19 protein-coding genes are annotated in these 18014 nt (G+C 62.3%); 10 read left to right on the top strand and 9 right to left on the bottom strand.

Going from position 1 to position 18014, the window contains the following annotated elements; all coding sequences use genetic code 11:
• The 3 genes from QZT63_RS18265 to QZT63_RS18255 all read right to left on the bottom strand — a co-directional run.
• Nucleotides 1-641, bottom strand: a 641-nt coding sequence (locus tag QZT63_RS18265; RefSeq protein WP_290653225.1) for a NapC/NirT family cytochrome c, incomplete at its 3' end; no start/stop codon positions are given.
• Between the two features lie 137 nt (nucleotides 642-778).
• Nucleotides 779-2434 (bottom strand): nitrite reductase, encoded by a 1656-nt coding sequence (locus tag QZT63_RS18260; RefSeq protein ID WP_290653224.1) that lies wholly within the window; start codon nucleotides 2432-2434, stop codon nucleotides 779-781.
• Nucleotides 2435-2686: 252 nt separating this feature from the next.
• Nucleotides 2687-3436, bottom strand: a complete 750-nt coding sequence (locus QZT63_RS18255) for a Crp/Fnr family transcriptional regulator (protein WP_290653223.1) — start codon at nucleotides 3434-3436, stop codon at nucleotides 2687-2689.
• A gap of 264 nt (nucleotides 3437-3700) precedes the next feature.
• Here QZT63_RS18255 and cobA point away from each other — a divergent pair, with 264 nt between their 5' ends.
• Genes cobA through QZT63_RS18210 form a run of 9 tightly spaced genes read left to right on the top strand, consistent with a single transcriptional unit; the run spans nucleotide 3701 to nucleotide 10845 of the window.
• On the top strand, nucleotides 3701-4531 hold the full coding sequence (gene cobA, locus QZT63_RS18250) for a uroporphyrinogen-III C-methyltransferase (RefSeq protein ID WP_290653221.1): 831 nt from the start codon (nucleotides 3701-3703) through the stop codon (nucleotides 4529-4531).
• Nucleotides 4524-4859, top strand: coding sequence for a cytochrome c (locus QZT63_RS18245; RefSeq protein ID WP_290653219.1), 336 nt, complete (start codon nucleotides 4524-4526; stop codon nucleotides 4857-4859). Before cobA ends, QZT63_RS18245 begins: the two co-directional genes overlap by 8 nt.
• Nucleotides 4856-6049: a cytochrome D1 domain-containing protein gene (locus tag QZT63_RS18240; RefSeq protein WP_290653218.1), complete on the top strand. Its 1194-nt coding sequence runs from the start codon at nucleotides 4856-4858 to the stop codon at nucleotides 6047-6049. Before QZT63_RS18245 ends, QZT63_RS18240 begins: the two co-directional genes overlap by 4 nt.
• A 2-nt stretch (nucleotides 6050-6051) precedes the next feature.
• Nucleotides 6052-6570 carry an Lrp/AsnC family transcriptional regulator gene (locus QZT63_RS18235; RefSeq protein WP_290653217.1) on the top strand — a complete coding sequence of 173 codons (519 nt, stop codon included), beginning with the start codon at nucleotides 6052-6054 and terminating at the stop codon, nucleotides 6568-6570.
• Nucleotides 6540-7067 carry an AsnC family transcriptional regulator gene (locus tag QZT63_RS18230; protein ID WP_290653216.1) on the top strand — a complete coding sequence of 176 codons (528 nt, stop codon included), beginning with the start codon at nucleotides 6540-6542 and terminating at the stop codon, nucleotides 7065-7067. Before QZT63_RS18235 ends, QZT63_RS18230 begins: the two co-directional genes overlap by 31 nt.
• On the top strand, nucleotides 7054-7497 hold the full coding sequence (locus QZT63_RS18225; protein ID WP_290653215.1) for an AsnC family transcriptional regulator: 444 nt from the start codon (nucleotides 7054-7056) through the stop codon (nucleotides 7495-7497). Before QZT63_RS18230 ends, QZT63_RS18225 begins: the two co-directional genes overlap by 14 nt.
• Nucleotides 7494-7997 (top strand): AsnC family transcriptional regulator, encoded by a 504-nt coding sequence (locus QZT63_RS18220; protein ID WP_290653214.1) that lies wholly within the window; start codon nucleotides 7494-7496, stop codon nucleotides 7995-7997. Before QZT63_RS18225 ends, QZT63_RS18220 begins: the two co-directional genes overlap by 4 nt.
• 9 nt (nucleotides 7998-8006) lie before the next feature.
• The gene (nirJ, locus tag QZT63_RS18215; RefSeq protein ID WP_290653213.1) at nucleotides 8007-9212 is read left to right on the top strand and encodes a heme d1 biosynthesis radical SAM protein NirJ; all 1206 of its coding nucleotides are present in this window, start codon (nucleotides 8007-8009) and stop codon (nucleotides 9210-9212) included.
• A 43-nt stretch (nucleotides 9213-9255) separates the two neighbouring features.
• Nucleotides 9256-10845 (top strand): nitrite reductase, encoded by a 1590-nt coding sequence (locus QZT63_RS18210; protein WP_290653212.1) that lies wholly within the window; start codon nucleotides 9256-9258, stop codon nucleotides 10843-10845.
• 18 nt (nucleotides 10846-10863) lie between these two features.
• On the opposite strand, the gene QZT63_RS18205 is transcribed toward QZT63_RS18210, so the two are convergent.
• The 5 genes from QZT63_RS18205 to QZT63_RS18185 form a co-directional block, all read right to left on the bottom strand.
• Nucleotides 10864-12807 carry a VWA domain-containing protein gene (locus QZT63_RS18205; RefSeq protein WP_290653210.1) on the bottom strand — a complete coding sequence of 648 codons (1944 nt, stop codon included), beginning with the start codon at nucleotides 12805-12807 and terminating at the stop codon, nucleotides 10864-10866.
• 10 nt (nucleotides 12808-12817) lie between these two features.
• Nucleotides 12818-13630: a CbbQ/NirQ/NorQ/GpvN family protein gene (locus tag QZT63_RS18200; protein WP_290653208.1), complete on the bottom strand. Its 813-nt coding sequence runs from the start codon at nucleotides 13628-13630 to the stop codon at nucleotides 12818-12820.
• 60 nt (nucleotides 13631-13690) lie between these two features.
• Complete coding sequence (locus QZT63_RS18195; RefSeq protein WP_290653206.1) at nucleotides 13691-15037, bottom strand: cbb3-type cytochrome c oxidase subunit I; 1347 nt, start codon at nucleotides 15035-15037, stop codon at nucleotides 13691-13693.
• Nucleotides 15038-15089: 52 nt separating this feature from the next.
• Nucleotides 15090-15536, bottom strand: coding sequence for a cytochrome c (locus tag QZT63_RS18190; protein WP_290653204.1), 447 nt, complete (start codon nucleotides 15534-15536; stop codon nucleotides 15090-15092).
• A gap of 327 nt (nucleotides 15537-15863) precedes the next feature.
• Nucleotides 15864-16451, bottom strand: coding sequence for a DUF4202 domain-containing protein (locus tag QZT63_RS18185; RefSeq protein ID WP_290653203.1), 588 nt, complete (start codon nucleotides 16449-16451; stop codon nucleotides 15864-15866).
• A gap of 470 nt (nucleotides 16452-16921) precedes the next feature.
• Between QZT63_RS18185 and QZT63_RS18180 the strand changes: the two genes are divergently transcribed.
• Entirely contained in the window at nucleotides 16922-17371 is a 450-nt protein-coding gene (locus QZT63_RS18180; protein ID WP_290653202.1) for a hypothetical protein, read from the top strand.
• Between the two features lie 286 nt (nucleotides 17372-17657).
• Here QZT63_RS18180 and QZT63_RS18175 read toward each other — a convergent pair.
• Nucleotides 17658-18014 (bottom strand): DUF2254 family protein (locus QZT63_RS18175; protein ID WP_290653201.1); only part of this gene is annotated, 357 nt, incomplete at its 5' end.

Here is an 18014-nt window from a genome sequence, read left to right as displayed (position 1 = left end):
TCGGGCTCGGGCTCGGGGTCTGGCTCGGGTTCGGCCACTGGCACTTCCACTTCTTCCCGGGCTTCCTCAAGTCGCACCCACACTTGGGATTCCTCCCAGTCCTGCGGGAGTTCATGGGCAATGCCTTGATGGCATTCGATACAGGTCTGCCCCTGCTCGAAGGCGCGCTCGTGCTGGCGGGACACCCGGTCTGGTTGGGCATCCATGTCCATGGCTTGCCAGTCGTGGCAGTTGCGGCATTCGCGCGAGTCGGTTCGCAGCATGGAGCGCCAGACCCGTTCGGCGAGCTCCAAGCGCTTGTCCTCGAATTTCTCCCGGGTGTTAATGCTGCCCAGGGCCTTGTGCCAGAGTTCCCGGGTGGCGACGACTTTGCGGACCATCTTTGGCCCCCACGCCTCCGGCACGTGGCAATTCGAGCAGGTCGCGCCGACACCGGTGGGGTTTTGCCAGTGGGGACGGTCCTCGTACTCGGCTTGAACCCACTGCATCTCGTGGCAGGAGGTACAGAACCACTGCGTGTTGGTGATTTCCACCACCGTGTGGAATCCGCCCCAGAACACGATTCCGGCAATGAAAAAGGTCACAGCGGCGCCTAGCGAGGCCCCCATGATCGTGATATTGCGCAGGCGTTTCCTGGTCATCGCTCTCGCCCCCTGGTGAACGTGCGGCGCTTGGCTGATTTCTCTAATTCGGCCCCTTTCGCAGCCGCCCCGGTCAGGCGGCTGCGAAAGGGGCCGAAGCACGCGTTCCGGCGTGCTTCGGCCTCACTGCTGCGGCGTCACCCGATGTGGTTCATGCGGTTATAGACGTTGAACTTGCCCGTTGGCGTGTTTAGCCCCTCAATGATGTCCTTTACCTCGAGGGTCTCGTCGTCAAAGACAACGATGGCACCATCGTCCTGATGGCCGCGACCACGGGCCCAGATGGATACCCAGACCTCGGTGCCGGTTTGGTCGTATTCCATGTGCACGGCCACCGCGTCATGCTCGATTGGGCGATCGGCAACCTGGATGGGGGTCAGTTCCCGGGTCTCCTTGTCCATCACCATGACCCACTGATTGACATCGGCTTCTGGGTGCATGGACTGGTCGATCCACACGTGGTCGGAATCCGGATGGGTGCGAAGGAACAGCCCCGGCCCGTCGGTCTCCACCGAGAAGCAGATCTCCCAGGCCTGGTCCGGATGGCCGTCCGGATCGTTGCCCCAGGCGGTCATGAGTCCCTCACCCAGATGCGTGGTGCCTGCCACCGGGCCACATTCCGAGTCGATCCAGTTGGCGCCTGGGCCCGGGTGGGGGATATCCCCGGTGTTGAGCATGCCTACACGCTTGCGGGTCTCCGTGTCGACGAAGACCATCAAATGGCTGAAGTTCGCCGCAATCTGGAAGTACCGCCCGGTGGGGTCAAAGAAGCCGTCATGCAGGTATTCCGCGGACTCGATCATCTCGACACGCAGATTATCGAGATCGCTGTAGTCCACCTGCCAGATTTGCCCTGTCTCCTTGACGTTTACAAGCCAGGAGGGCTGGTGCGGGGTATTGTACAGCGCCGCCACGCGGGCCTCGTGAACGTAGTTGCCCTCGGTGTCGTAGCCTCGTGTGGAGACCACCTTCAACGGTTCCATGTTCTTGGCGTCGGTGATGACGAAGTGGGGCGGCCAGTAGGCACCGCCGATCACGTATTTATCCTTCCATTCCCCATAATGGGAGACGGCCACATCACGGGCATCGATGCCGATGAATACTTCTGAGGTAACCTGTGGCGGGTCCATCCACAAATCGATCATGGACAGTCGTCCGTCTCTGCCCTGGACGTACCAGAAGCGCCCGTCCGAGCTCTCCTTGGCCACGTGGACCGCGTAGCCGGTTTCCGCTTCGGTCACCAACTCCTTCGTGTCACCGTCGATGATGCCCATGGCGCCACGGTCACGCAGGATGGTGACCATGAAGTTTTCCCAGTTCCTATCGTGCTGTGGCTCGTCCGGCAGGTCCTCCGGTTCGACATAGACCTCCCAGGTGTCTCTGATATCGGCAAGAGACATCTCCGGTGGCTCCGAAATCTCGCCCTGGATATACTTGGAAATCAGCTCGATCTCATCTTCATCGAGAATACCGTCAAAGTTGTTCATGCCGCCTTCGGTGCCCAGCGCGATGATCCGCTCGAGCCGCCGCTGTCCCAGCTCCTGCGTGTTCTCCGGCAGTAGGTCGGGCCCGGTGGCACCGCCGCGGAGTGTGCCGTGGCAGCCCGCGCAGCGTTGGAAGTAAATCATGTCGGCGCGCTCTTGCTCTTCCTCGGTCAGCTCGGGTGCGCCCTCACGCTCCTCCTCCGTCAACTCCGGAGCTTCGTCGGCGACTGCAATGCCTGCTCCGGACAAGGCAAGAGCTAGCGGTAGGCCGAGGCCTAAGAGCCCAGTGCTGAGTGGTTTCTTATACATGGTATGCCTCGCTGTGATTCCATTAAGAATGCGCGGCCGGTTGGGCTGTGTGACTCCAGGTCCGTGTGTTGGCCTGGTCTGTGACCCACAGCGCTCCGGCCTTAAAGTCGATTGATACCGAGTTTTGCGGCAAAGGTAATTGACCACCATCAAGCGACCTGGTACGGCGCGCAGTTATCACTCGGGTCGTACCTCTGTCGCCGTAGCCAAAATCCCTGCTCCCGGCTCTGGTCGCGGTGCCACTATCGGCGTTCAAGTCCTTCGGCTGTCGAGCGTTACGGCGGACGGTGCGGACTGGGTCGCTCTGTTTATGGCAGGCCGCATGCCGTCGGCGATGCGCCGCAGCATGGGCAGATCGTCGACATGCACGGTGTGCCCCTTACAGTGCACACCCACCGCGCGGAGGCGGGCCATTGCCCTGGAGAAGCTCTCGGGTTTCATGCCCAGGCGAGCAGCAATCAATACCTTGTCGCAGGGCAGATGGATCACTGCCGAGCCCCCATCGCACGGACACAGCGATACCAGGAATGCTGCAACGCGCTGCTGCGTGGGCTGGTTGGCGAGTTGATCGATCCGGTGGATGTGTTGGCGCAGCAGCCCGGCGAGTCGGATGAGCAGATTCTGCGCCAACTCCTTGTTTTCCCGCAGCAGCCGTCGAAAGCAATCCGTGGGGATCGTCAGCAGTCGGGCGTCTTCCGCAACGACGGCGTTTGCGGGGAAGCCCATTGGATCAAGCGCTGCGGTCTCCCCGAACAGCTCCCCCTGGCTGAGCAGCGCCACCAGGCACTCGTTGCCATCCGAGGTGTCGCGGAATAGCTTCACCCAGCCCGCGAGGACGAAATAAATCCGATCTGGCGGCTCATCCTGAAAGAACAACAAGGTCCCGCGCTTGTACTCGCGTTCGACGGCATCCCCCGCAAGCACTGTCACCGTCTCGTCCGATAACACGTCGAACAGTGGCTCGCGTCGAATGGTCTCGTAGTGATTTTTATCAGTGGTCATGTCCCCTCCTGCCCTCTGATGGCCGGAATTCGTGCCGAACGACCCTTGCGCCGGGCGTCCCTCTCCTTGTAGTGGTTTTCAGTTGAGAGCCGGCTTTAATACCGTCGCGCTTGTCATGCCCAGGTGCTTTGACTTAAGTCAAGGATTCGCTCCCTGACCGTGGATACCCTCATGGGGGTAAGCGCGTGCAACAAGCCGAACTGGATGCTCCGGGCGCAGGACGCCGGCCGCACGACGCTGCAGGCGACAAGGTGGACGATGACGATGACGCGAGTACCGGAGGCAGTCGAAGGCGAGGGGCGGGCTACGACGACTCCCGGATGCGTGTACTTGGTGGGCGCAGGCCCCGGAGCCGCGGACTTACTGACAGTCCGGGCCCAGCGCCTGATCCAGCAGGCGGACGTTCTCGTCTATGACCGATTGGTGTCGCAGGATGTGCTTGATTTGGCGCCGCCGACCTCCACACGCTTGTTTGTCGGCAAGGCCCCCTCGCGTCATGCCGTACCTCAATGTGAAATCAACCTGCTCCTCGTGCGTCTGGCAGCGAGCGGGCGGGATGTGATCCGGCTCAAGGGAGGGGATCCGTTCATCTTTGGACGTGGCGGCGAGGAGGTCGAACACCTCGCGCGCTTCGGGATTCCCCATGAGGTGGTTCCAGGCATCACGGCAGCGTCCGGGTGCTTGAGTGCGTTGGGGATCCCTTTGACACATCGCGGCGTCGCGACCGGTGCGCGTTTCGTGACGGGGCACTGCCGCGACGGCGTCGATTTCCATTTGCATTGGCAAAGCCTGGCCGATCCGGATACCACCTTGGTGGTCTACATGGGGTTGGCGAACGCACCGCACATAAGCGAACAGCTCCAGGCCGCCGGGTTGTCGCCGGCAACACCCGTGCTGGCGATCTCCGCCGGCACGACCCCTGAGCAACGGACTTGTCGGACAACCTTGGCCTCCGTGCGGCGGGACACGGCGATGGCAGGCCTGACCGCGCCGGTACTGCTGGTCATCGGTCGGGTGGTGGAGGAGGCCGAGCGCATTGGTATCAGCAAGGTGGTTTCCGAGCGAAACCTGGGCCGGGAGGCCTTCGGTGGCTGACGCGCAACGGGCTTTCACGGGAGGGGCTTGCGGCCTCACGGTCGCGGCTATGTTGGCGCTGCCAGTGCAGGCAGAAGTCGACGACGCCCGCGCCCAAGAGCTCAAGCATTTGCTTGTGCAGGAGTGCGGCTCCTGCCATGGCCTGACAATGCGCGGCGGCCTCGGGCCGGCGCTCACCCCTGAGGCGCTTGCCGATGAGACAGACAGCCGGCTTGAGGCCGTGATTCTGCACGGCGTGCCGGGCACTCCGATGCCGGGCTGGAGTTGGAAGCTGAGTGAAGACGAAGCCGCCTGGCTAGTGGAACTGCTGCGGGAGGGAGTGAAATGACAACCATCGGAGAGCTTCGGGTCGGCGCGGCGCTGGTTGCAGGCCTGTTCCTGGCGCTGTCGAGCGCTCACGCAGGGGAGTTGCGCGGAACCGGCGACCTGGGCGTGGTCATCGAGCGCGAGGCGGGCAGCCTGCTGGTTGTCGAGAGCACGAGCCGGACCAAGCTGGAGCGTGTTGCGGACCTGGGGGACTTCTCCCATGCCAGTGTCAAATTCTCGCGCGATGCGCGTCACGCGTTCGTGTTTGGTCGTGATGGCGCACTCAGTCGCATCGATCTGTTACTTGGGGAACTGACTCATCGGGTGGTTCAGGCCGGCAACAGCGTCGGCGGGGGTATCTCGCAGGACGGGTCGTTGGTTGCGGTCTCCAACTACGAGCCGGGTGGCGTGCGCGTGTTTCGCACCGATGATCTGGAACCGATCGCCACCATTCCGGCCGAGTACGGTGACAACGGGCAGTTATCCAAGGTCGTAGGACTGGTCGATGCACCGGGCCAGCGCTTCGTGTTCAGCCTGTTCGATGCCGACGAAATCTGGGTGGCCGATCTGAGCAACCCGCAGGAGCCCGATATCCGCAAGTTTCGGGATGTCGGTCGCCAGCCCTACGACGGGCTCATCACGCCGGATGGACGCTACTACATTGCCGGCCTGTTCGGCGAGGACGGCTTGGTGCTTCTGGACCTCTGGGACCTGGAAGCAGGGGTAAAACGGATCATGGATGGCTATGGCCGCGGCGAGGAGCCGTTGCCGGTATTCAAGATGCCGCACTTGGAAGGCTGGGCGGCGGCCAATAGGTTGCTCTTCCTGCCCGCGGTTGGTCGGCACGAGTTACTCGTGGTCAATCCAGACGGCTGGCGCGAGGTGGGTCGCGTCCCGCTGCACGGGCAACCCATTTTCGCTGTTGCCCGGCCGGACGGGCGTCAGATCTGGGTGAACTTCGCGTACCCGGATAACGATGTGGTGCAGGTCGTGGATACCGCGACGCTGGAGGTCGCCGGAGAGCTTAATCCGGGGCCTGGCGTGTTGCACATGGAATTCACGCCGCGTGGTGAGCAGCTGTGGCTGTCGGTGCGTGATGAGGACCGGGTCGAGGTCTACGATCCAGACACCCTTGAACGACTGGCCACGATGGATGCAAAGACCCCGAGCGGCATTTTCATGACTTACCGTGCACACAGAACCGGGTTGTAATCATGGCCAGTCAGCGTGACAGCGAAGCCGACGTGAAAGAAAGCCACCAATACGGTGAACTGGAGCGTGCCTTGTTGAATGACTACCAGCGCGGGCTGCCCCTCGTCTCCCGGCCATTTGCGGAAATCGGCAAGGAACTTGGCGTAGGAGAAGAGGCGGTCCTCGCCGCCCTCGGCGAGTTTCAAGGCAACGGTGTCGTCAGTCGGGTGGGGGCGACCTTGAAACCGGGGGCGATCGGAGTTGGCACCCTGGCTGCCATGGCGGTGCCCGAGGACGACATCGAACGCGTCGCTGCAATCATCAGTGCGCGACCCGAAGTCAATCACAACTATGAGCGCGAGCATGATTTTAACCTGTGGTTCGTCGCCATGGCGCCGGACCAGTCGCAATTGCTGAGGGCACTGGCCGATATCGAGACGTGCACGGGTTATCCGCTACTCGATTTGCGACTGGTGTGCGATTACCACGTGGACTTGGGGTTCGATCTGCAATGGGCGTCACAGAACGCGATCGACAGCTAATCGCTGCGCTGCAGCGTGGCCTGCCTCTGGTGCCATGCCCCTATGCCGCCGTGGGGGAAACCATCGGCATGACGGAGAGTGAGGTCCTGCGCCGCCTCAGGCGCTTGCAGGCTAATGGGGTCATTCGCCGTCTCGGGGTGATCGTGCGCCACCACGAGCTTGGCTACCGGGCCAATGCAATGATGGTCTGGGCCGTTCCGGAGCAGCAGGTGGACGCCTACGGTGCCGCCATCGCCGATGAGTCCGGTGTGACCTTGTGTTACCGACGGAAGCCAGCGCCGCCGCAATGGCCCTACAACCTCTACTGCATGATCCATGGGCAGGATCGCCATCAAGTGCTGGCTCGCCGGGACGCTTTGGTGCGACGTCACGCGTTGACGGCTTTTCCCCATCGCGTCCTTTTCAGCGGCCGTCGTTTCAAGCAACGCGGTGCCTGGTACATGCCGCGGGAAACTCACTCTGGTAACACGATGGAGGGGGCGGATGGATGCCGTTGACCGCACACTGATCAATGAGCTGCAAGACGGTATTCCCGTGGCCGAACGGCCATTCCAGGGAATTGCCAACGAGCTTGGCATGACCGAACAGGCCGTCGTGGAACGATTGCAAGGGTTGGTGGATGCCGGGGTGTTGAGCCGCTTCGGCCCGCTGTACAACGCCGAACGGCTTGGCGGGGCGGTGACCCTGGCCGCCATGGCGGTCCCCGAGGCGCGATTCAATGACGTGGTGGAACTGGTGAACGGCTACCCCGAGGTCGCCCACAACTACGCCCGCGAGCATGTTCTGAACATGTGGTTCGTGCTGTCCACCGAGCGTGAGGAACGCATCGAGGAGGTGCTCGACGACATCCGTCGGCGCACGGACCTCGCAGTCTACAACATGCCGCGCCAGCGGGAATTCTACATCGGGTTGAGGCTTGCCGTATGACGCCATGGGATGACGCCTGCCATAAGCCGGACCCCGTCGATCGGGCCATTATCCGTGCGACCCAGGGGGGAATGCCCCTGAGCGTGCGCCCATACCACACCCTGGCGGAGTCCCTCGGGCTGTCGCCGTCCGAGGTCATGAGCCGCTTGCAGCGAATGCAGGATAACGGCGCCATTCGTCGCATTGCCGCTGTTCCTCAGCACTACGCCTTGGGCATCCACGCCAATGGCATGTCGGTCTGGGACGTCGACGATGCCCGGGTGGATGAACTCGGTGAGCAGGTGGGGATGCTCGATTGTGTCAGCCACGCCTACCGCCGCCCGCGCCACCCGCCTCAGTGGCCCTATAACCTGTTCGCCATGGTGCACGGCCGCAGCCGGGGCGAAGTCGAAAACCATGTGGCCGAAATCGCCCGCCTGCTTGGCAATGCCTGTCATCGTTACGACATCCTGTACAGCAGCCGTTTGCTGAAAAAAACCGGCCTTCGCCTCGGAGGTTGAGGAGGAACCATGTTCCGTGTATCCCAGTATATGAATGAGGTGCTCGCGCCCAGGCCCCTGGGGCCGGCGCGCAAACCGCCCGGCCCGGTGGTGATCTGGAACCTGATCCGCCGCTGCAATCTGGCCTGTAAACACTGCTACTCGATTTCAGCGAATTACGACTTTGCCGGTGAGCTGAGCACCGAGGAGGTCTACCGGGTCATGGACGATCTCCATGACTACGGTGTGCGCGTACTCATCCTCTCGGGGGGTGAGCCACTCATGCGTCCCGACATCTTTGACATCTCCCGCCGCGCCCGGGACATGGGGTTTTATGTGGGGCTGTCCACGAACGGAACGCTGATCGACTCGTCCAACATCGACGTCATCGCCGACATTGGTTACGACTACGTCGGCATCAGCCTGGACGGCATTGGTGCGACCCACGACCGCTTCCGGCGCATGCAAGGCGCCTTCGACCTGTCCATGGAAGCCGTGCGTCTATGCCGGGAGCGCGCCCTCAAGGTCGGGCTGCGTTTTACCCTGACCCAGGACAACGCCGCGGAGCTACCCCGGTTGCTGGCCCTGCTCGATGAGCACGACATCGAGAAGTTCTATATTTCCCATCTCAACTATGCCGGCCGTGGCGACCGGAACCGGGCGAGCGACACGCATCTGGATATGACGCGCACCGCCATGAACCAGATCTTTGACGCGGCGCTGTCATATGCGCGCCGGGGTATCCATCGCGAATTCGTCACCGGTAACAACGACGCCGACGGCGTGTATCTGTTGCTGTGGGTGCGGGAGCATTTCCCCGAGCGGGCGGAGCACATTGCGGCGAAATTGCGGCAGTGGGGCGGCAACTCATCCGGCGTGAACGTGGCCAATATCGACAATCTGGGCAACGTCCACCCGGACACCATGTGGTGGAACTACACCTTGGGAAACGTGCGTGAGCGCCCCTTCGGAGCGATCTGGAATGACACCTCCGACCCGGTCATGGCTGGGCTTAAGCAGCACCCGCGGCCGGTTCGCGGCCGCTGCGGGGAATGCCGGTTTCTCGATATCTGCAATGGCAACACACGGGTGCGGGCGCTGCAGCTCACCGGTGACCCCTGGGAAGAGGATCCGGCGTGCTACTTGAGTGACGAGGAGATCGGGGTCGTTGCGGGACGTGAGCGGCTGAAGACCGTCCCCTACCAGCGCCCGGCGAAGGTGTTTCGCGGGCGTTGACCACACTGCAGCGAAGGCTGGCGGGGTCATCATGATTGTTGGAATGACGGGTGCGTCCCGGCAGCGACAGCGGCAACTGCCGTGCCTGCCAGCAGCGGTGGGGCTCGCGTGCGCGCTCATGCTCTTCGGGGGTTCCCTGTTTGCGGGGGAGCAACGATCTGTCGATGCGCAGGCGTTGTACAACACCCATTGTGCCGAGTGCCACGGCGGCGACCGCCTGGGTGGAACAGGGCCCGCGCTATTGCCCGAGAACCTGGGGCGGCTTGACCGGGAGGATGCGCACGCGGTCATTGGCGAGGGCCTACCCGCAACGCAGATGCCGGGGTTCGGCCACGTACTCGATGACGACCAGGTGGACGCCCTCGTGGAGTTCATTTACACGCCACTTGATGACACACCCGAGTGGCGGCTTGCCGATATGAACGCGACGTGGGTGAGCCACGTCGAAGACTCTGAAGGGTTGTCGGGGAAGCCGCAGTTCGACGCCGACCCGGAGAATATCTTTCTCGTTGTGGAAACCGGCGACCACCACGTGACGGTCCTGGATGGTGACCGCTTCGAGCCCATCCACCGTTTCAAGAGTCGCCATGCACTCCACGGTGGGCCCAAGTATTCCGCCGATGGCCGTTACGTCTTCCTGGCCTCGCGCGATGGCTGGATTAGCCGCTATGACCTCTACAACCTGCGCACCACCCACGAAATCCGCGCTGGCATCAACACGCGGAATCTGGCCCTCTCCGGCGATGGGCGGTATGTCCTGGTGGGCAATTACCTGCCCCACACGTTGGTCGTGCTGGACGCGCATGATTTGACAGCCGTTGAGCGCATCCCCGTCGTCGACGAAGCGGGCGAGAATAGCTCCCGGGTCAGTGCGGTTTATCAAGCCGCTCCAAGGGGTAGCTTCATTGTCGCGTTGCGCGATGCGCCGGAAGTTTGGGAGCTCTTCCATGATCCGGATACCACACCTGAGACCGCCGGCTCGGTGGAAGGTGTCGATGGTGATGCCGACTTCGCCGTGCGCCGCATACCGTTGCAAGACCCCATGGACGATTTCTTCTTCACGCCGGATTACCGGCGATTGCTAGGGGCAGCGCGCGATGCCGGGCGCTCGGTGGTCCTGGATCTCGATACGGGTGAGGAAGTCGCCACCGTTCCCATCGCTGGTATGCCGCATCTCGCCTCCGGCATTACCTGGGAATACCAGGGCCGCCAGGTAATGGCGACGCCTCACCTGCGGGAGGCAGCGGTGAGCGTGGTGGACGTGGAGACCTGGGAAGTGATTCGCGAGATCGAAACGAAGGGGCCTGGGTTCTTCCTTCGCAGCCACGAAAACTCGCCCTACGCCTGGGTGGATGTGTTTTTTGGTCCCAATCGCGACCTGATGCACGTAATCGACAAGCAATCCCTGGAAATTGTCGAAACCCTGCAGCCCGAAGCAGGTAAGACGGCCGCGCACGTGGAGTTCACGCGCGACGGCAGCCATGCCCTGGTGAGTATCTGGGAGATGGATGGTGCGTTGGTGGTCTACGATGCCGAGACGTTGGAAGAGGTCGAGCGCCTGCCCATGCGGCGCCCGTCAGGGAAATACAACGTCTCCAACAAGATCTACCGTTCGCCCGGCACCAGCCATTGAGCCGGGACACCGCTGCGGTCAACCGCTGATGATTTGTCGGTAGATGGCCGGAAGCGCCGTGACCAGGTGTTTTGGCTGATTGACGATGGCATGACAGCCACGGCCGAATAAGTAAGGAAAGTACTGCTGGGCCTGACTGTCCACGGTGACCCCGAAGACGGTGACCTCCTTTTGACGACTCTCGATCACCGCCCGCCGGGTGTCTTCGATGGCGTAGCGGCCTTCGTAGTAGTCCGTGTCGTTGGGCTTGCCATCGGTGAGCACCAACAACAGACGATTGCGATTCGGGCGTTGCTGTAACTCGGTGGACAGATGGCGGATCGCGGGGCCGATGCGTGTGTAGTGGCCAGGCCGGAGGGTGCCGATGCGGCGTTCGATCTGCTCGCCCATGGTTTCATCAAACCCCTTGAGCGTGTTGACCCATACCCGATGGCGGCGGTGCGACGTGAACGAGAAGATGCCATAGTCGTCGCCGCAGGCCGTGAGGCCGTGGGCAAGGACCAGGAGGGCTTCCATTTCCACGTCGAGGATTCGCCGGTCCTCGAGCCAGGCATCCGTGGACAACGACACATCCACCAGCAGCCCCACTGCCAGGTCCCGCGACTGGTGCCGCGCGTTGACATAGATTCGGTCCGAATGCTCTCCGGTCGCCGTGAGGTCGCAACGCGAGCGCACGACTGCATCCATGTCCAGGTCTGTTCCATCGGTTTGGCCGCGCAGGAACTCCCTTCGCGGCCGTAGCGCCTCGAACTGGCGGCGCACTTGGCGGATGCGCCGGCGGGTGGCGGCATCAGGCGTCCAGCGCTCGCCCTTGTCGGATTGCTGTTCTGTGTGCACGGCGCAGTGGGCCGGTAGATAGTGTTGTTTGCGGTAATTCCACTCGGGGTAGGTGTATGTCGCGCGTAACCGTTCCCCGGAGACGCCCTCAGGTGGCAGGTCCAGATCCACCTTCAGCCGGGTCGCTGCACGGCGCTTGTGTTTGCTCAGTGTGATCTCCTCGATCTGCTCAGCGGCACGCTTTGCTTCTTCGTCCTCTTCGTCTTCAACCAGGCGGTTGACGTTCACCATCTCCGTCCATGAAAGCATCTTCTCGAAGCGGTTCAGCACAAGGGGATCATTGCGCTCGCACTGGTCTTGGTGCCGTCGCTCGGCCTTGCGCTTACCCTCACTTGCCGTTTTCGGGGTATTGGCGCCCTCGTCATGATCGGATTGATCATCTCCCTCCTTGGGGCTGCCGGCTCCTAGCCTGAGCACTTCCCCCCACAGCGGTACGGGAAGCGGGGGACAATAGTCACGGGGTGGCTGCAGGTGATCCAGTGGAGCCTCAGGGTCGCTCAGTGCTTGCAGCAAGCGCGTGGTCTGCGGGCCCAATTCCGGGGTGTCACCCAGCAGATGGCGGATGCAGGTCTCGACGGCGGCTTCAGCCGGGGGCAGCTTGCGCCGCGGGCGAATGGCACAAATCGCGCTGCACAGGACACGGTAACGCTGCGCCAGGCCCGGGAAGGCATCGCAGACCTCAAGACTGGCGCGGCGTGCCTCGCGCAGCGCGGCGATATCCCGCTGCAGCGCGTTCACGTCGCCGGGGAGCTGTGGACGGCGCGCAATGGCCAGGAAGGCCGCCAACCAGAAGTACAGCTCCCGGTTGAGCTGGGCGCTGGGAAAGTAGTCCAGCACCGGAGGCAGCAGCAGGTTCTCTTCGTCCCGGCGGGCCTGATCCACGGGCTCTTCATCAAAGCCGAGACGCTGCCGCAGAGTCAGGCGGTGGCGGGAATTGCGGGCGACAATGGCGGCGACTTCCAGCCCGAGCGCCCCACCACAGGCGCGGAAGAAGACCCCGAGGGAGTTGCGCACGCTATCCAGCGCGACAGCGGCATCCGGATGCCTGGGATAACTGGCAGCGCGTGATGCCCATCGATGCCAGTAGCGCCCCACAATTTCCTCGACTTCCAGGAACTGGAGCATGTTTCGCTTCCTAGCCGAAGGTGGCGCGGATGGCTTCCATCAAACCATCCTTGACGTCGTCGTCGTCACTGAGGGGCTCGACCAGTGTGCAACGGGTAGCCTCGAGAATGGGCACACCGGCGCGTATCAGGCTGGCGCAATAGACAATCAGACGCGTGGAGACGGCCTCTTCGAGATCCTGCCCTTTGAGTTCGCGCAGGCGCGTGGCCAGGTTCACCAGGGCAGTGCACTGCTCCCGCTGGAGGCCGCTTTCCAGGGCCACGATCGCCGCCTCCTCGCGCGGCGGCGGGAAACCGAACTCAAGGGCCACAAACCGCTGCCGGGTACTGGGTTTCAGTGATTTCAGAATGTGCTGATAGCCAGGATTGTAAGACACCACCAGCATGAAGTCCGGCGGTGCTTCCAGGAGCTCGCCGGTGCGCTCCAGGGGCAGAAGGCGGCGGTCATCGGTCAGGGGGTGGAGGACGACCGTCACGTCCTTGCGCGCCTCCACCACTTCATCGAGATAGCAGATGCCTCCTTCGCGGACCGCACGGGTCAACGGACCGTCCACCCACTGGGTTTCCCCGCCCTGGAGTAGATAACGCCCCGTCAGGTCGGCCGAGGTGAGGTCGTCGTGACAGGCAATCGTGAACAGTGGACGCCCCAGGCGTGCGGCCATGTGGCTAACAAATCGTGTCTTGCCACAACCTGTGGGGCCCTTGAGCAACAGCGGCAGGCGCTGCTCATGGGCATGGCGAAACAGCTCGCACTCTGAACCCGTAGGCTGGTAATAGGGCAGCTCCCGTTCATCACGTTCGGTGCGCTCGGTTGCTGACTGCATTGGCGGACTCCGGCATGTGTGATGGGTGCCGCCCGCCAGGTGGCGGGCGGCGTGTTCCGCTTAGTCGGCGGTCGCGTCGATATTCGCTGTCGCCGGCACTTGCTCCTCTTTCGGTCCGAATATGGCGTACAGGAACAACAGCGTACCGAGCGCCATCACGACGCCGGCGCCGAGGCGCATGACATAGAACAGGTCCAGCTGATCCTGGATCTGCATGAAATTCATGCCCAGCACCCGCTGCAGATGGGTCTGTACCACGCCGGCGAACGTGAGGGTGAAGGTCATGAAGCTCATGGCGGCGGTCATGATCCAGAATGACCACATGTTCAACATCTGGTTATAGGGCTGCATGCGACGGATCTGAGGCATCGCGTAGGAAATAACCCCGAGGATCAGCATGACATAGGCGCCGTAGAAGGCGAGATGGCCGTGTGCTGCGGTAATCTGCGTGCCGTGGCTATAGTAATTAATCCAGTGGAGCGTGTGCATGAAGCCCCACACGCCGGCACCGAAGAAGGCCATGGCGGCCGATCCCAGAGTCCAGAGCATGGCAGCCTTGTTGGGATGATTACGGTTGCCCTTCCAGAACATGTAGAAGGCGAACACCACCATGGCGAAGAACGGAACCACCTCCAGGGTGGAGAAGATACTGCCAATCGGCTGCCAGTAGGCGGGCGTGCCGATCCAGTAGTAGTGGTGTCCCGTGCCGAGAAGGCCGGAGAAAAGCGCCAGGCCGACGATGACATACAACCACTTCTCGATGATCTCCCGGTCGACGCCGGTCATCTTGATCAACAGGTAGCCCAGCAGAGCCGCCATGATGAGCTCCCAGACGCCTTCGACCCAGATGTGCACGATCCACCACCAATAGAGCTTGTCCAGTGCTAGGTTGTCGGGGTTATAGAAGGCGAACAGCCAGAAGATCGCGGCGAGCCACAGGCCAAGCATCAGCACCAGGCTTATAGCCGTCTTGCGGCCCTTGAGCAGCGTCATGCTGGTGTTGAACAGGAACATCAGGAACGAGACGGTGATCAGCACCTTCACCCATAGGGGCTGTTCAAGGTAGTGCCGGCCTTCGTAGATCTCAAACTGGTATCCGATCAGTGCCGCGGCGCCGGCGAAGGCGAAGATGCCGAGTTGCACGTAGGCGATCATGGGGCTGTGCAGCTCGGTTTCCGTTTCTTCCGGCAACAGGTAGTACGTGCACCCCATGAAGCCGATCAGCAACCACACGATCAGCAGGTTTGTGTGGCTCATGCGCATTATGTGAAATGGCATGCCTTCGGACAGAAATTCGGGTAGTACGTAAACGGTGGCTGCAAGTATGCCGAAGACGATCTGCAGGGCGAACAGCGCCATGGCCACCATGAAAAAAGGCAAGGCCACCTTCTGGGTTTCGTATTTCATCGGATTTCTTCTCCGTACTTATCGAATCTGCTGGATGCGGACCGATTGGGCTTCAGCCGGACGGGTGGGGTGGCCATCCTTGTGTATCGATGGCGTCGGTCCATTCGAGGAAATCGAGGAGCGCATCCATCTCCTCGTCGTTGATGTCGAAGTACGGCATCTGGCGTCGACCCGGGGCGCCGGTGGGTTGTGCCCGCATCCACCCGGCAATCGCGGCACGGGCCCCTTCGGGGTTGTCCCGGCCACCGAAACGCGTCCAGACATTACCCATCTCAGGGGCAAAATAGGCGCCTTCGCCGAGAATGGTGTGGCAGTTAATGCAGTTGTGCTCTTCCCAGACATGTTTGCCCAGCGCCACAGAGTCGGGCATTTCTGGTGTGGATACATTGACGATATACCAGTGGCTGTGTATCGTCAGCGCCGCGAAAAGAATGAAGAAAAACAGCGACCCCCCGTAGAAGATGTTACGGGCCGCCGCCTTCGTGAGCCCATCCTTCATTTTCTTATACCCCTCGTTTTCCGTTCTTCAGATCGAGGTTCCCGGACCTGAGGCACAGAGCTTGTATAGAAGTGCACGGACGTAGCGTTAACGCTATCAATATTGATCGGCGATTATCCTTGACCGCTGTCAAGCGCGCCGCTCGTCCTTAGCGCGGTGTGCCGGTCGCACGCTCAGTGCGCGCCTGTGCGGCGAGTGGCCCTGGGTGCGTTGGTGCGCGTGTAGCATGAGCGGGGTTAGCGGCCGCCGTGGACCGGGGCCGCGCCATGGGGGGTGCTTTCGGCCGGCCGCAGGTTGCAGCGGGCCATGCCCTCGAGCGGGCCATATTCAGCCCGCGAGTGCCTCTTCCACGACCTGCCGGGCCTCGAACGCCATGGGTATTTCCAGGGCCAGGTCGCGGGCGCGCGGCGACATCTTGCGCCACGTCTTGCGCACAATGCGCACCATGTGATTGTGCTCAACGCGGCGGGAAAACTCAGCGAAATAGTTTTCCAGGAAGACCAGGCAGGCGCAGTCTTCCACCGCCTGGGTGCTCGGGTCGCGGCCGAGTCCTTCCTTGCGAATCATGGACGCAACGCGTGCCGCCTCATCGCTCGGGTAGCCCGCCTCTTCCATGATTGCCGCCGTCGTTGCGCCGGCCCGGCGGCCCTGGTCGCGACGCCAAGCCAGGTATCCCTTGCGCCCCTCCGGGTAGTCGCTGCGGGGTAGCTGCCATCGTTGCAGGTGCTGAGCCCGCACGGCCAGCTGCAGCAACTCGTCCGGCGTGACCTGCAGGCGATCCAGCCACGCGCTCATGCGGCGCGCGTGCCAGAGCTCCTGCGGGATGGCCTGTCCGTCGATGTGCGCACGGCGCGGATCCTCGGCGTGGAGTGCATCCAGGTTGTTTATGGCCTGCTCGAAGCGGGAGGTGGTCATGGGAAGCTCCTTGGCTGAACGGGTCACCGCTGGAGTGTAGCGGGTTTGGTTGAGCCGGAAGTATTCAGCACCGGCCATGCCTCGCATGGATGGCGCGACCGGTACAGAATAGGCATGATTGGCGCTGCGCTGTTGACTTGGATCAATGAACCACCAGTTCTGGGCTCGCAACATGGTTGTGCGACAACGTGGTGGGGCGCCAACCGACGTCTCACTGCAAGGCTCGGTCGGCGAGGGCTCGTCGGGCATGGAGTTTCAACCGTCGCGACGCGCATGACCAACTGAGCTTCAACAGCCGTTGGGATGCTGGCGTATACCCAAGCCTTAACGACGAAAACCATGAACGGCTTCGGCACGCTTGCTGAATTCGCGGCAGGGCGCTCGGCCTTGATACTATTGGTGCGAGATATTGGGACGAGATCGCTTGATTCGGGCTTGATGGGTTTCGCTAACCGAGGGGATTATCCGACATGGCGCAACGCCAACGGGCAGCAGGCAATTCGACACCGGCCCCGCTTCCCCGCTGGGCGCGGTGGACAACGGCGCTGGGGATCATCGGCGCCTCCGCGTTCTTCATCATGGCGCTACTGCCTGACGAAGGGCTGAGTACGGACCTATCGCAGGTGGGGCAGGGCAAGCCGGTGGCGGTGCTCACCTTCGAAACGGCCCACCCGGCCAGTATGTCCGTAATGGATCGCATCGCGGAGTTTCGATCGGAGGGGGGGGACGAGATTGATTTTCTCGTCGCCGATCTCGGCACGCCTGATGGCGATGCGTTCGCGCGCCGCCACGGCGCGCCCGGCCCCGGGGTGCTGATCTTTTTTGACGCCGCGGGACAGCGCCAGAGGTCCCTGGACGTTCCCCAAAGCAGCGAGGAAATCGGCCGAGTGGCTGAGAGCGTTACGCGGGCAGCGTATTAGCAGCCGGGTTAGAAGTCTGGTTTGAAGCCTGGGATCGTGGCTGCCGCGATCTTGCCCGCCGTGGCACACGGTCGCGGCGGCGATTGAACGCGCCGGCGTGCGCCCCAGCAACACCCAGCCCATGCGATCTTCCGGTTGCTCGTCCATTCGTTCACGGAGTTGCTCCGCGAGCGCCTGGATATCCGCAAGATTCTGCGCATCATCTGCCCTTTGCACAAGCTCGGGCAAATACGCCGTGGGTGTCCATGTTTACGTCCCGCCGGCTGGGTTGCCCTCTTCCCGTGGTTTATCTTGCCAAAAGCGCGGCAGCCTGACGCGTCGCCTCAATATCGTCTTGCTGTGACATGGCGCGTACCGAACGGGACAGCGCCAGACGGGAATGCTTTTTGGCGGCCGCGATCACCGCTTCGTCGCCGATTTCGGCCAGCGCGCCAAATGCCTTTTGCAGTCGGATGGAAACCTCGACAAGACCCGCGCCATCGCGGGCAATGGCGGTAAATGCGTCGTCGAATAGATCATCGACCGCCAACTCCGGCACCGATACGCGGTCAAAAGCGATCTCCAGCGTTTCACCTTCTTCGAGCGGGGTCTGCCAGAGCGTAAATAATCGCACCATAGTGCCAATGACGTTGATCGCGGTTCC

The organism is Aquisalimonas sp. (genome assembly GCF_007120195.1).
Classification (GTDB): Bacteria; Pseudomonadota; Gammaproteobacteria; order Nitrococcales; family Aquisalimonadaceae; genus Aquisalimonas.
Note: the sequence above shows the minus strand (reverse complement) of the source record. Positions and strands in the feature narration are given on the sequence as shown.